We start from the raw sequence: 14162 nt of genomic DNA on the forward strand, positions 1-14162 counted from the left end.
CGGAAAGTGGCATAATTTGAAAAATTAAAAGATCATTTATAAAGATACAAATTTATTATAATTCAGCAGGGTTAAAGAGGACTAAATGTTTAATATAATTTTTAAATTAAAAACATGTTAATGGGAGGATATTAACGTGCAGAAAGTACAAACAGAGCTAATAGACATCATTATCGAATTAATGCCAGGTAAGCAGGATACAACCATCAATGAATCTACAGACATTGTCAGAGATTTGGAATTTGATTCTATTGCATTGGTAGAACTTTTGAATGAAATTGAAGAGACGTTTGGCGTTGATTTTGTGGAATTGCCGGATTTTCTTGAAAGGTTTGACAGGATAGGAGATATTGCAGAAGGAATACTATTGCTTCAGGCAAAGCAATAATAAAATGTGTTGAGGAAAACAGGGGATAATAATGAAAAATATGGAATCACTTAATAAATTAATTCGTCATGCATATGAAACAGTTCCGTTTTATAAGGAGTTATTAGAGGAAGAGGAATGTTTAGAAATAGAGAAGTTGCCTATTGTAGACAAGCAACAGATGATTGAGTCGGGAAGATCTATGCTATCAACACGATATATGGGTCAATATTTAACGAAGCAATTGAAATGGACAAGAACAAGTGGAAGTTCTGGAATGATACATGAAATATTTTGGAACAAGGTCGATGAAAGAAAGTCCATGATGGGGTTATGGTTTTTGAGATGGAAATATTATAAAGTATCTCCTGCTCAGAAATTGTGCTTTTTTTTCCCGGCGGATATTAATGATGAAGAGTGTATGGAAACAGACAGGGTATTGGCGATATCAAGAAAAAGTTTGTTCGACGGCACTTTTATAGAAGCTTATCAACATATTAAACAATACAAGCCGGAATGGATGATTTTGCAACCGGGTGTTGCAGCAATGTTGTGTGATATGGCAGAACAATATGGAATATGGGAAGGGGTAAAATACATTGAATTTACGGGTGAGTATTTACCGGAGACCGTACGAAAGCGGGTTAAAAATACTTTTCATTGTGCGACAGCCAATCAATACGGAACAAAAGAAGTAAATTCTATTGCATATGAATGCCCGGAAGGAAATATGCATGTTATGTCGGATAATGTATATTTGGAAAATGAGGGCTGTAAATTATATGTTACATCATTAAATAACTATGCCATGCCTTTTGTTCGTTATCAATTGGATGACAGAGGGCAAATTCGGCGACATGTGCAATGCCGTTGCGGAAGATGTAGTGATATGCTGGAAATTTACGAGGGAAGGCAGAATGATGTCGTAAAACGTCCGGATGGCAGTGTGATCCACGCATATGCACTTATGCAAAGTGTTCATTATATCAATTACCAATATGATGGCTGCATTATTCAATATAAGATAGTGCAAGAGGACTATGACAGATTTACATATTTAATCGTATTGGGGGAGGAATGTCCGGAAGAATTGAAAAGAACGATTTCGGAAAAGCTGCAGCATGATTTACAGGTGCGAATTGGAAAAGAATGTACATGTGATGTGATTTATAAAAAGAATATATTGCCGGAGGAAGAGACGGGAAAGTGTAAAGTTTTTGTGTCAAACGTCGGATAAGAATATTCTAAAGGGAGGAGCTATGGTATACAGTATTGAAATAGACGAAATCATCTGGGATGAAAAGAAATGGAAAAGATTTTGCAAATATGCAAAAAGAAAACATCGATGGTTGACATTTCCCGGAGAAGGATGTGTCGAGGTAGGAGATCGTACGCGTGCTTCGGAATTTGATGCGAATGTGATTGTACGGGGAATATTGGATGAATTTTTAGACGATAAATTTCCATTGAAGAGGTATGTGCCTGAAAATATTTCGTGCAAAGAATTGCCGATTGTAACAGATGTTATATCTGATACATATTTATTTTTGAGTTTAAAATTAGCAATATTGCAGGCAGATGAGAAGATAAGTGATCAATTGGATCAATACTTTTTAGATATTATCATGAATTATCACCCATCTTTCTGGCATTTTTATGATTTTGATGAAGAGCTTTGGCGTTTTTTGGACATCAAAGGTATATCATATCGGGAAATTCCGATGGGGGATATCTGCAAATTGCTTAAGAATATTTTAAATTCCGATGAGTATGTTTCGATTCATCTGGATGAATTTTATCTTAATGAGAAAGAATCATTTCAAAAGCTGCATTTGGTAAGAGAAAATTTAGTATACGGGTACGATGATGCTCAAAAAGTTTTCTTTGTTTACGGTTTTGGAAAAAGGGAACAGATGAGAAGCTTTCAAGTTAGTTACGATGATATGCTTCTTGCTTTTGAAAAGGGCAGACGATTTTATTTTAGTGGGGCTGGCTATCTGAAAATGAAATGGTGTGATCCGGTTGTAAAAATGAAGATACATGAATGTGAAGGGTTTCAATTAACAGAAACATTTTTATTGCATAAAATACATGACTTTGTGTACCCTATGAAACCGAATCTCCAAAATGAAGAAATTAAGATTTATGGATCAGATGTTTATAAATGGATTATAGAGGAACTACAGGGGAAAACAAAAGGGAGAACAGTCGATTATCGCACCTTTCATTTATTATATGAACATAAAAGAAATGTATACAGATGTTTGAAAAAAATAGAACAAAATGGTTCTATGTCACAAATAACGAGCGAAAAGATTGCTTCTTACAAAATAGTAGTAAATCAATTTAATAAAATACGGATCATGTACATGCGAGAAGCGGGAATGGAAATGAGAAAAGTGCAGAGAAAAAAGATATACAGTGTGCCAAAGGTTAAAGAGAGTTTTATTAATGAAGTCATAAATTCAGTAGAAAAAGAATTAGAGATACTAAAGGAGATAACAATATGAAAAAGAATATTTTAAAAAGCATGTCAATAATTATGTCAATTTTACTCTTGATGCTGTTTTTGGAGAGTAATTGTTTTTTGTACTTCACAAATGCATCAAGTTATAATGAAGAATCAAATGAAGTTATTTGTGCAAATTAGTACATAAATACCAGCCGTGGGAATTAAATATATGGACAACTAGAAGTTATGATGGTCATCATTGGTCGCAATCTGCAGTGTCATATACTAGTAGTACTGTTTTGATTGCATATGTATGTTAAAAGAGTGGAGAAAATGAAATGAAAAAAAACATATATGTAATTTGTGTAGCGACAATTTTAGGATTGATATTTTTATATTATAAATCAGCTATTGATAAAAAAATAGATTCCAGTAGAATTCATTTGAAATATTTTACAAATGAAAGTAATGATAAAGAAGATATCTCCTCGGAAGTGACGGAATGGAACAGATACGAAGTGTATCCTGTCAACAGTGAAGTAAGCGATGCCGTGTGGCTTCAAACGCGATTTCAAATAAATCGAATAAAGACGTGGAATGGAAAAGACAATATGCATCAGCAATATATTATTTTTAATAGGAAAAAAGGGCTTTTACTGGAGGAGATAACGAGCGATGTGTTTGGTGGAGATTTTGACGGTGATGGGGAAGATGAGATTATTGTTGTCTCGACCCAGGGCTATGGCATGGTAACGTTATGCATCAATGTGCTGAAAATAAGTAAGGATGATCTTCGAATCAGTAATAGGATTCATCTTATGTACAATGTGAGAAAACTTCAAAATAATAAAATATGGATTTCGGAAGGGCAGGTTGAAAAAGACCACATATTGTTAAAATGTGCAAATAAAGAGATTAGTATTGTATGTACTCAAAAACAGAACATAATTGCAAATGTGGGAGGAAAGCAGAGTAATGTGGTTAATGAGGATGAAATAGAAGTAGAGAATGTGACGGATAATTTAAAAAAAGGATTTCATAAAAACATTTTAATTAAATAAATTTGGGAGATTATAGAAATTAGAATGTAAATAGTATAGTGATTATGAGGAAGATATGAATGGACAACGAATAAATAGAAGTATAATACGGTCATCGTTTGAGAAGATAAGCAGAATGTATGAAAGTCAAAAGGTACTTCAAAAAAATGTGGTATTTTTAATTTGTGATAACACGCTAGAGGCAATATCGTTGTATTGTTATCACCTAGTACATAAAAATATTGTCTTTTTGATTGGCAGAGAAAAAGGAGATAGAGATATTATTGACTTGATTGACAATTTTGCACCAGAGGAAATTTTCTTATGCCCGGGCAGGTTTCGACACGAAGAACAAGTGAGAGAACTGAAAAGCAGAAACTATCGAAGAGTATCCGGATATCATCAATATACGAGATATCAAAGAAGATACAATGATGTGTGGAGCAATTTGGATGATAATACGGCATTACTTATAACAACATCAGGAAGTGTTGGTAATGGAAAAGTTGTGGCATTATCTTATGACAATCTAAGGAAAAATGCGGAGGCGATCATACAGTCGCTTGAGATAGATCATCATGATATGGCAGGGCTTCTGCTTCCTATATCATATGTATATGGTTTGTCTGTGGTAAACAGCCATTTATTAGCTGATGCAGAGATATTACTGCCTCCGGGAAATATTTTTCAAGCGTCCTATTGGAATTATTTGGAAGAAATGAAGGTTAGCTCATTTTGTGGCGTGCCTTATACATATGAGATTATCAGGCGGCTTAAGGTGCTGGAACGACCATGGAGACATTTGAGGCTTTTGACGCAGGCAGGCGGAGCAATGAATTTGGAACTAAAACGGTTTCTTTTGGAATGGGTAAATGACAGGACGAGGAATGGCATTTTGACGCATCTGGCAGTTATGTATGGTCAGACAGAAGCGACAGCGAGAATGAGTTCCTTTTATCTGGATCAACATCCGGACAAGATTAAAAGTGTAGGAAAAGCAATATCGGGCGGTCGGTTTTGGATTCATAATTCGAGCGACGATGGGCAAGGGGACATTTATTATTATGGTCCCAATGTGTTTATGGGGTATGTCAATAAAAGGGAGGATTTGGAAAAGTCTCCAATATGTTATAAATGCGATAAAAAGGAATTAGACACTGGCGATATTGGATGGTTGGATGAGGATGGGTACTTATATGTTACAGGACGCAAAAAAAGATTTATCAAGATAAATGGTGTTCGCATTGGCTTGGATGAATTGGAACAGGAAATAGAAAACAGGTGGAAAGTAAAAACGGTGTGCGTTAAGACACGTTCAAAAGAATATTTGATTATGTATCTGATCGAGGATATAACGGAACCGGTTAGAGAGGAGATTATGACGTATTTAAGATTGCTGGGACTTACCAGAAAGCAATACCGATTGCAGATAGTGAAAAGCTTCTATTATCGTGAAAATGGGAAAATAGATTATGGGAAATTTGGTATGGAAGAGGAGTATGAAGATGACTTATGAAAATAGTGGATCAAAAAATGAAATCGCAGGGTTGCTAAAGCTGACGGGAGTGTTGGTTTTTGGCATGTGGAATGATAAATATAAGCAGCCCCGCTTTATAGAAAATGCAGCACAGGAAGAATTATATCAAAAATTTCTGAGACTCATTGATCGCGGGAAAATCAATGAAGCCGAAAACGAAATGCTTGCATATATAGAGGATATGTCATTTGATTGTAACGACATTCCGGTTCGAGAAAATATATCATTGTTGGATTTCGGATTAAGTGTGTACGGATATATGAATGAGAAGGAAGACATATTTTTAAAGAAGCATCATTATAGCCGGGAGGAAATTGAGGAAGGGATACATGACCTGCTAATTCGGTTCGGAAAGGAGGCAATAGCAGCACGCTGAATCATACAGGTTATTAATATAATTTACAAGAAAGGATGAAAACATGAAAAGAAAAGTAATGAAGGGAATCAGTGTACTGATTTCAATGGCAATGGTAGTTGTTGCATGTACACAGGATATAACAGAGACAGGAATTGTAAAAGGAATATTTTTCAATAAAGCGTATAAGATAACAGTCAGCGATCAGGGGAAAAGAGAACACTATATTGTAAGAGCTAAAAACGAAAAGGCATATGATGGCATCAAACAGAATCTGGAAAATGATAAATTAGCAGTTACGACATATATGCAGGATGCGTTGATATCCGAGGAAAATATGCTTGTCATGAATTTGACAACGGATGAAGCCGGACAGTTGGACGACATGAGTGGAGTCATGAGCGTGGAAAAGGATGTGGAACTTACTGCGAATGAGGTCGTGCCTGTAGATGAAAAGCAGGTAGAAAAGGTGCTGGAGGGAGAACAGGATCTTAAGGTGGATCAGTGGAATCTGAGAGCAATTGATTGTCTGGGAAATATGCCAGAGACAGAGGAACAAAATATGGTCAAGGTGGCTGTTCTGGATTCCGGTGTAAATTTTAACGAAGGAATTGAGGTGGAGCAGAGAGTAGATTTAGTAAATAAAAAACACATATCGGTCAATTTTGAAGATCCGAGTGGTCACGGAACAGGAATTGCAGGAATGATCAATGGACAGAAGGAGAAAGGACAACTGTCGGGAGTGGCAGATAATGTTGCATTGTATTCGGTAAAGGTGCTGGATCAGGATAACACAACTCCTGTTAGTAGGTTGATCGAGGGAATTTACTGGTGTATTGAAAATGAAATAGATGTTATCAATTTGAGCTTAGGGTGCTCATATGATTCGGAAGCGCTAGCAGCGGCAGTTCAAGATGCTGCAAAGGCGAGGATTATCCTTGTGGCAGCTGCAGGAAATGCGGGAGATGATGCATCATTAGAGTATCCTGCTGCATATGATGATGTTATTGCTGTAGGCGCAAGCAATGAATATAATCAAGTTTCTTCGTTTACATCCGGAAAAGAGCAGATTGATGTCATGGCACCGGGAGAAAAGATATGGACTTACAGCATGCTTGGTGGATATGTGGCAGTGGATGGAACGAGTATTGCAACAGCGCAGGTGACAGGAGCGGTGGCAAGAATTCTTCAGACCAGAAGGGGGGCAGATGCAGAGTATGTGAGGAAGCTGTTGCGAAGCAGCTCGGTAAGATCGGAGGAGTCACAGCATACTGGAGTGTTAAATGTTAGAAATGCAGTCCGGGTGGCAGAGGGAAATGCAACATTGGATGTGAATCTTGCACCTAAAGTAATGGAGAAAAATACTGCTTATGATGTGGATCAGATTGTCACAGGATGCTGGACGAAAGGTGCTCATCAAGAAACGGTTACAAAACATAAAGATTTAATTTCAGGTGATCTTGTAGAAAAAATGGCGGATAGTGCAGCTGATGCAGATGAATCATACTCTATATATAAAACAATACATGCACAGCACAACTATGTAAGGAATCTTCATTATCTGTATATGGTTGCAAGGAGAGTTGGAAACTATGGATCTAGTTTAAATACCAGACAAAAGCTTTATGATTTTATGCAGGGGATTGATACAGTTAATCTTCGAGATGGAAATACAGGAACCGGTGATATATGGCAGATGAGGGATGATGTAATACTGGATTACATATTCCGAAATGGTAATACTACCGGGGAATCTAATAAGAAAATAGCGGCATCGATTATGGGATTTGCAGTGCATTTGGTTGGAGATATTTATGCTCATAGAACTATGGTACCGGAAAATGATACGAAGATAACGGCAGAAACTTTTGTGGGAATAAAGAAAGAATGGTGGGAAATTTATCGTCAGAAACGGTCGCATTTTGTAATAGAAACAAGAGACCTTAAAAACTTTGGGCTGGATACAGGTGATTTTGAGGATAATCGAAAAGATTTTTATAAAAAACGTTTTAATGCATCAAACAAAAGTGTAGGTAATATTTTGACACTTTATAGTGGTGACAAGGCATTTTCACCACATGCAATTTTTATTGCCGGAGTGGGTTATACACTTAAACTGAACAATCTTAGAGCATATGGAGAAAGTAATGGATATGTAAATGTTGGATTGGATGCAATTAGCACAGATGTTTATCGTGTGAATGCTAATCATAAGAATCCGTCTTTACGGGTATTCAATAACGAGACAGATTGTGGATATTATGATTATTTTATATGTTAGAGAGGAAGGTTGTAATCATGAGAAGGATAATACTTGGAACGTTTCTTGTCACTATTGCCTTAATAGCGGCTGGCAGTGGATTTGACAACCGTGGAAATAAGCTGGTTTCCGACTTGGATGTACCTAAAGCAGAAGCGCAGATACGTGGACCGGCAGCAACGCTGTCTCCGCTCCAGCGCGAGAAGATAACTCTGAAACAGGATGGACTTTGTTATCACAAGACAACGGCGGGAGAGGCGTGGGATGATCCCGAGAAATTGGGATATGAAGTGACAGATCCGGTTTATGAGTTATTTGCATTTGAGCAGGAATTTGATGAAAACGGCAATGCGAAATATACAGATATTGTCGTACCCAAGGAGATTGATGGGGCTCCGGTAATAGATTGTAACAGCTTCGTTGATCACTATGAAATAAAAAGTCTGCGGATAAAAGCGGTATATGATGACTGGCGTGATTATTCTACAAGACCTGAGGAGGACGATATTATGTTCTCGCGCGTAGCAGGATGTTCCAGTATGGAATATTTTGAGATGCCGGATTATATGCGGAGTGTGTCGTTGGAGGATATGATGGGATGCCGATCATTGAAGACGCTGGCGGTCTCCAAAAATGTGGATATTATTGGTGAGAGTGCTTTTCGAGATTGCAAAAATCTGCAGACAATTAAATTTAAAAAATTTTCCAATCTGAGAATTTTGGATGGCTTGAAAGAGTTATCCTGGTGGATGAATCGGCATACTCAGAAGAATGGAATGGTCATTTATAAAAAGTGTTTGGTGGATATCGGAAAATGCAAGGGGACAGTGACTATTCGAGGGAACAAAGTAAACAAAATAATGCCAGATGCATTTGCATACAGCAAGGTGAGTACGATTAAGGTGATTAACGTCAAAGAATTAGGAGAGGGTGCATTTGCAGACAGTAATGCCCAAAAGATAGTCCTCGGGAAGACAATCAGTGCAATACCTTCTGCGAGCTTTGTGTGGAATAATAAGTTGAAGGAAATCCACATTCTTTCCAAACAGAAAATTATATGGGGGAAGAATAAATATGGTAAATTTGAGGGGCTGGATTTGACATACTTGGAATCACCTAAAATAGATGTATATATACATAGCGATAAAATTCATACTCCGTCTTTGAAAAAGTGGGAATGTGGCAAGAATATAACCGTACATGTCCCGAAAAAGGTAATGGCAAAATATCGCAAATATACGAAATGTAAAGTGGTAGCACTTTAAAGGGATATTTCTAAAAGAATAACTCTTATGATGTTGGGCGAACTGTAAAATAAGTGTTTGACCAAGAAACGCCCGAACCGGTAAAATACCGGTTCGGGTGCTTCTTCTATCTCTAGTTGATACAATTATGACACATTTGTAGTTTATAGTGAGAATAGTATATTTGGGTATGTGAAATATTTTATGAGATATTCTGAGGGAGCTTAGGAATATGGCATGATTTGTACTCTGATATCGGAATGAAGAGTAATGCACAAAGGGAGGTCGCAAATATGAAAAAGATACTACTTGGAACGATTCTTGCAATAGCTGCCATTTTTATAACAGCCGGCAGTGGACTGGACAGCGGGGGAAACAAACTGATTTCCAGTTTGGATGCACCAAAGGTGCAGGCAGAGGAAATACGTGGACCGGCAGCAACACTGTCTCCGCTCCAGAGAGAGAAAATCTCTCTGAAACATGATGGACTTTGTTATCACAAGACAACTGCGGGAAAAACATGGAGGAATCCTGAAGAATACGGATATGACGCGTCAGATCCGGTGTATGAATTGTTTGCTTTTGAACAGGAATTTGATGACAATGGCAATGCGAAATATACTGATATTGTTGTGCCAAAGGAGATTGACGGGGGCCCGGTAATAGATTGTAACAGCTTTATTGATCACTACGAGATTAAAAGTCTTCGGATCAAGGCGGCATATAGTGATTGGCGTCTCTATTCTACCCAATCCATGGAATATGATATTACGCTCTGTCGTGTAAGTGGATGCACCAATTTAGAGTATTATGAGATGGCAGACGATACCGAATATTTGGAATATGTAGATATGATGGGATGCAGGTCTTTGAAGACGATAGTGATCCCCAAAGGAATGAAGTCGATAGATTCAGGGACCTTTAAAGATTGTGTCAACTTAAAGAATATAAAATTTGACAAGTTTTCAAATCTGGAAGATGTTGGTGGGCTAAGAGATTTATCCTGGTGGATGAACCAGCACACTCAGGAAAATGGAATGGTTATTTATCAAAAATGTCTTGTGGATGCCGGGACAAGAGGTGGAACACTTATCTTTCGGGGGAATAAAGTCAAAAAGATAATGTCATGTGCATTTCAAAATAGTAAGGCAAACACGATCAGACTGGATGATGTGGAGGAATTGAGTGAAAATACTTTTGATTTTTGTAAAGTTAAAAAAGTAATTCTGGGAAAGAAGATAAAAGTAATTCCGGATAGTGCTTTCTCGTTTTATCCTGGTAAAAGAAAGGAAGTACATTTTCTTACCCAAAAGAAAATCATATGGGGATCGAAAGAGAACGGGAAATATACTAAATTCTTTTGGGATACTTATGTGGGCAATCTGCATCTTTATATACATAGTGACAAGTTCCACACTGCGTCAGTAAAGAAATGGCGCGATGAAAAGAATATAACCGTACATGTCCCTAAAAAGGTAATGGCAAAATATCGCAAATATACGAAATGTAAGGTGGTAGCACTTTAAAAGGGGCATTTCTAAAAGAATAACTCTTATGATGTTGGGGGAACTGTAAAATAAGTTTTTGATCAAGGAACGCCCGTTCCGGCAAAATACCGGTTCGGGCGTTTCTTTTATCTTTAAATTGATGCAATTATGACACATTTGTAGTTTATAGTGAGAATAGTATATTTGGGTATGTGAAATATTTTATGACATATTCTGAGGGAGCTTAGTAATACGGCATAATTTGTACTCTGATATCGGAATGAAGAGTAATGCACAAAGGGAGGTCGTAATTATGAGAAAGATACTAATTGGAACGTTTCTTGCCGCTATTGCCTTAATAGCGGCTGGCAGTGGATTTGACAGCACGGGGAATAAGCCGATTTCCGGTCTGGATGCACCAAAGGCACAGGCAGAGGAAGAGGTACATGGACCGACATCGACGCTGTTTCCGCTTCAGAAAGAGATGCTATCTTTGAAGCAGGATGGGTTATGCTATTATAAGACAACGGCAGGAGATGAGTGGATTCATCCGGAAAAATATGGATTTGAAGCGACAGATACGATTTATGAGTTGTTTGCATTTGAGCAGGAATTTGATGCGAACGGCAATCCGAAATATACGGATATTGTTGTACCCAGGGAGATTGATGGGGGTACGGTAATAGACTGTAACAGCTTTTATAATCATTACGAGATAAAAAGCCTGCGGGTTAAAGCTGCATATAGTGGCTGGCGCGTTTATTCCACCCAATCGTATGAAGAAGATTATGTGGAATCTCGAGTCTCAGGCTGTACTAATCTTGAGTATTATGAAATGGCGGAGGATACAGTGTATTTGGACAAATGGAAACTAGAGGGATGTAATTCATTGAAGACGATCATTATTCCGAAAGGAATGAAGGAGATTTTTGCCAATACATTTAGTAGATGCAAAAAACCGGAGAAAGTTATATTCAAAAAATTTTCTAATCTGGAAATCATAGGGGGAGTGAAAAAAATACCATGGTGGCGGAAACAACATACGAAGAAAAACGGAATGGTTATCTATAAAAATTGCCTGATTGATGTGGGAAAACGAGAAGGAACATTGACTATTCGTGGAAATAAGATAAAAAAGATAATGGGGAATACATTTGCAAACAGTAAGGCAGAAACAATCAAGGTGACCGGTGCACCGAAATTGTGTATGTGGACATTTGATGATTGTAATGCAAAAAAAATAATTCTTGGAAAGAAAATAAATGTGATTCCGTACCGGTGTTTTGGTAGCAATGATACTTTGAAAGAAATACATATTCTTTCAAAAAGGAAAATTATATGGGGAGTGGACTCGTATGGAAATGATCAAGGGTTGCATATGTGTATACCAAGTTCGGAAAAACTCGATATTTATATACATAGTGATAAGTTTCATACGGGATCGGTAAAGAAATGGGGTTGCGGCAAGAACGTAACCGTACATGTCCCGAAAAAGGTAATGGCAAAGTATCGCAAATATACGAAATGTAAGGTGGTAGCGCTTTAAAACATCAGCATTGTATGATAGATGATAATTCAAAGAGAGAAAGACTATAGGAAGAGGGAGGTCGTATTATGAGAAAGATACTGCTTGGAACGTTTCTTGCTACAGCTGTCATTTTTATAACAGCCGGCAGTGGGCTGGACAGCGGGGGAAACAAACTGGTTTCCGAATTGGATGCACCAAAGGCGCAGGCAGAGGAGATACGGGGACCGGCAGCGACGCTGTCCCCGCTTCAGAAAGAAGCGATATCTCTGAAGCAGGATGGACTCTGCTATCATAAGACAACGGCAGGAGAATCGTGGTATTATCCGAAGAAACATGGATTTGATGTGTCAGATCCGGTTTATGAACTGATCGCCTTTGAACAGGAGTTTGATGCGAATGGAAACGCGAAATATACGGATATCGTAGTACCTAAGGAGATCGATGGGATTCCGGTAAAAGACTGCAACAGCTTTATCGATCACTATGAGATAAAAAGCCTGCGGATTAAGGCGGCATATAGCGGATGGAGTGAATATTCCACCCAATCAGACGAAGAGGATATTATGTTCTGCCGTGTATGTGGATGCAGCAACATGGAGTATTATGAGATGGCAGATGATACAGACTCCTTGGAGTGGGTGGATCTGATGGGATGTAAGTCGTTAAAAACGATCGTGATCCCTAAGGGAATGAGGACGATAGAGTCAGAAGCCTTTAAGGATTGTGTGAACTTGAAAAACATTAAATTTGATAAGTTTACAAATCTGGATTATGTGGGTGCATTAAAAGATTTGTCATGGTGGATGGAGAAGCATACACAGAAAAACGGAATGGTCATTTACCAAAAAGGTCTTGTGGATGCCGAAGGGGAAGGCAGCACGATTGTTATTCGGAGGAACCGGGTAAAAAAGGTATTGGCAGATGCATTTGAATACAGTCTGGAAAGTACGATCCGAGTGGAGGATGAGGTAGAGTGGAGTGAAGATGCTTTTAGTGATTGTGAAGCGAAAAAGATCATTTTTGGTAAGAAGGTCAGTAAGATTCCAATCGGCGAATGGTATTCCGGTCATACTAAAAAAATTTATTGTATGACCAAAAAGAAAATTAAATGGGGATGGAAAAAGGATGGAAAGTATCAGGGCATAGATTGGAATGCTAATGGAATTAAAAGGGATCTTTATATACACAGCGAGAAGTTCCACGCTGCATCCGTCAGCAAATGGAGGAATTGTAAGGATCTGACGGTGCATGTCCCGAGAAAGGTGATGGCAAAGTACCGGAAATATACAAAGTGTAAGGTGGTAGCTCTTTAACACGGGAAAAGTTTGTCTCACGGAATAGTTCCGTCACAGTTGGAAAAACGGGTAACGATTTCACGGAATAGTTCTAAAATACATGGTCAAAATCGCCAAAAACACCCCAAAATGACCAAAAATGGCGTTTTTGTGTCGTTTCGTGCAAACCCCATCGATTTGTTCTTGAAAAAGTAGTAAAATTTAATTGTCCGGAGCAGATTTCGGACAAATCTCTACTGTACCGTTGGTGATCTTTCTGGTCATCAGCGGTATTATTGGTATGTTTCCGGAGGGCTTTCTGATCATCATGCCGTTTATGGCGATCCGGAAATTTGGCGGCGGGTATCATGCAAAGCATGCGTATATCTGTATGATCATGTCGACCGGACTTCTGGCAGGGTGTCTGTATGCCGTGTCCCATTTCTCAGTAAGCCGTTTGATACCGTTATTCTTACTCGTCAGCGGAATAAGTATTGCGATAAACAGTCCTATTGATCATGAAAATAAGAGATTAACGGAACAGGAAAAGATGCGTTATCAGCGCACAACGATCGTTTTGGTTCTTGCTGCCTGTTTTGTTTCTGTCGTTATGAATGT

The 14162-nt window shown here is 38.1% G+C and carries 12 protein-coding genes; all 12 read left to right on the forward strand.

All coding sequences use genetic code 11. The features are described from left to right. The first annotated feature begins 136 nt into the window (after positions 1-136). Positions 137-388 (forward strand): acyl carrier protein, encoded by a 252-nt coding sequence (locus ACZLMD_RS09140; RefSeq protein ID WP_486818769.1) that lies wholly within the window; start codon positions 137-139, stop codon positions 386-388. A 31-nt stretch (positions 389-419) separates the two neighbouring features. Continuing rightward, complete coding sequence (locus tag ACZLMD_RS09145; RefSeq protein ID WP_486818770.1) at positions 420-1604, forward strand: phenylacetate--CoA ligase family protein; 1185 nt, start codon at positions 420-422, stop codon at positions 1602-1604. A 22-nt stretch (positions 1605-1626) separates the two neighbouring features. Further along, complete coding sequence (locus ACZLMD_RS09150) at positions 1627-2877, forward strand: hypothetical protein (protein WP_489495586.1); 1251 nt, start codon at positions 1627-1629, stop codon at positions 2875-2877. A 280-nt stretch (positions 2878-3157) separates the two neighbouring features. Continuing rightward, entirely contained in the window at positions 3158-3880 is a 723-nt protein-coding gene (locus tag ACZLMD_RS09155; protein WP_482522535.1) for a hypothetical protein, read from the forward strand. A gap of 115 nt (positions 3881-3995) precedes the next feature. Then, the gene (locus ACZLMD_RS09160) at positions 3996-5375 is read left to right on the forward strand and encodes an AMP-binding protein (RefSeq protein ID WP_482522534.1); all 1380 of its coding nucleotides are present in this window, start codon (positions 3996-3998) and stop codon (positions 5373-5375) included. Next, on the forward strand, positions 5365-5772 hold the full coding sequence (locus tag ACZLMD_RS09165) for a DUF6483 family protein (protein ID WP_482522533.1): 408 nt from the start codon (positions 5365-5367) through the stop codon (positions 5770-5772). The genes ACZLMD_RS09160 and ACZLMD_RS09165 overlap by 11 nt, the downstream gene beginning before the upstream one ends. A gap of 43 nt (positions 5773-5815) precedes the next feature. Beyond that, positions 5816-8032 (forward strand): S8 family peptidase, encoded by a 2217-nt coding sequence (locus ACZLMD_RS09170; RefSeq protein ID WP_489495587.1) that lies wholly within the window; start codon positions 5816-5818, stop codon positions 8030-8032. A 17-nt stretch (positions 8033-8049) separates the two neighbouring features. After that, positions 8050-9276, forward strand: coding sequence for a leucine-rich repeat protein (locus ACZLMD_RS09175; protein WP_489495588.1), 1227 nt, complete (start codon positions 8050-8052; stop codon positions 9274-9276). A gap of 272 nt (positions 9277-9548) precedes the next feature. Then, positions 9549-10781, forward strand: a complete 1233-nt coding sequence (locus ACZLMD_RS09180) for a leucine-rich repeat protein (protein WP_489495589.1) — start codon at positions 9549-9551, stop codon at positions 10779-10781. 241 nt (positions 10782-11022) lie between these two features. Continuing rightward, positions 11023-12288, forward strand: a complete 1266-nt coding sequence (locus ACZLMD_RS09185) for a leucine-rich repeat protein (RefSeq protein WP_489495590.1) — start codon at positions 11023-11025, stop codon at positions 12286-12288. A 68-nt stretch (positions 12289-12356) separates the two neighbouring features. Then, positions 12357-13583: a leucine-rich repeat protein gene (locus ACZLMD_RS09190; RefSeq protein ID WP_489495591.1), complete on the forward strand. Its 1227-nt coding sequence runs from the start codon at positions 12357-12359 to the stop codon at positions 13581-13583. A gap of 187 nt (positions 13584-13770) precedes the next feature. Beyond that, on the forward strand, positions 13771-14162 hold a 392-nt coding region (locus ACZLMD_RS09195; protein ID WP_489495592.1), incomplete at its 3' end, for an accessory gene regulator B family protein.

Source organism: Jutongia sp., from assembly GCF_057878315.1.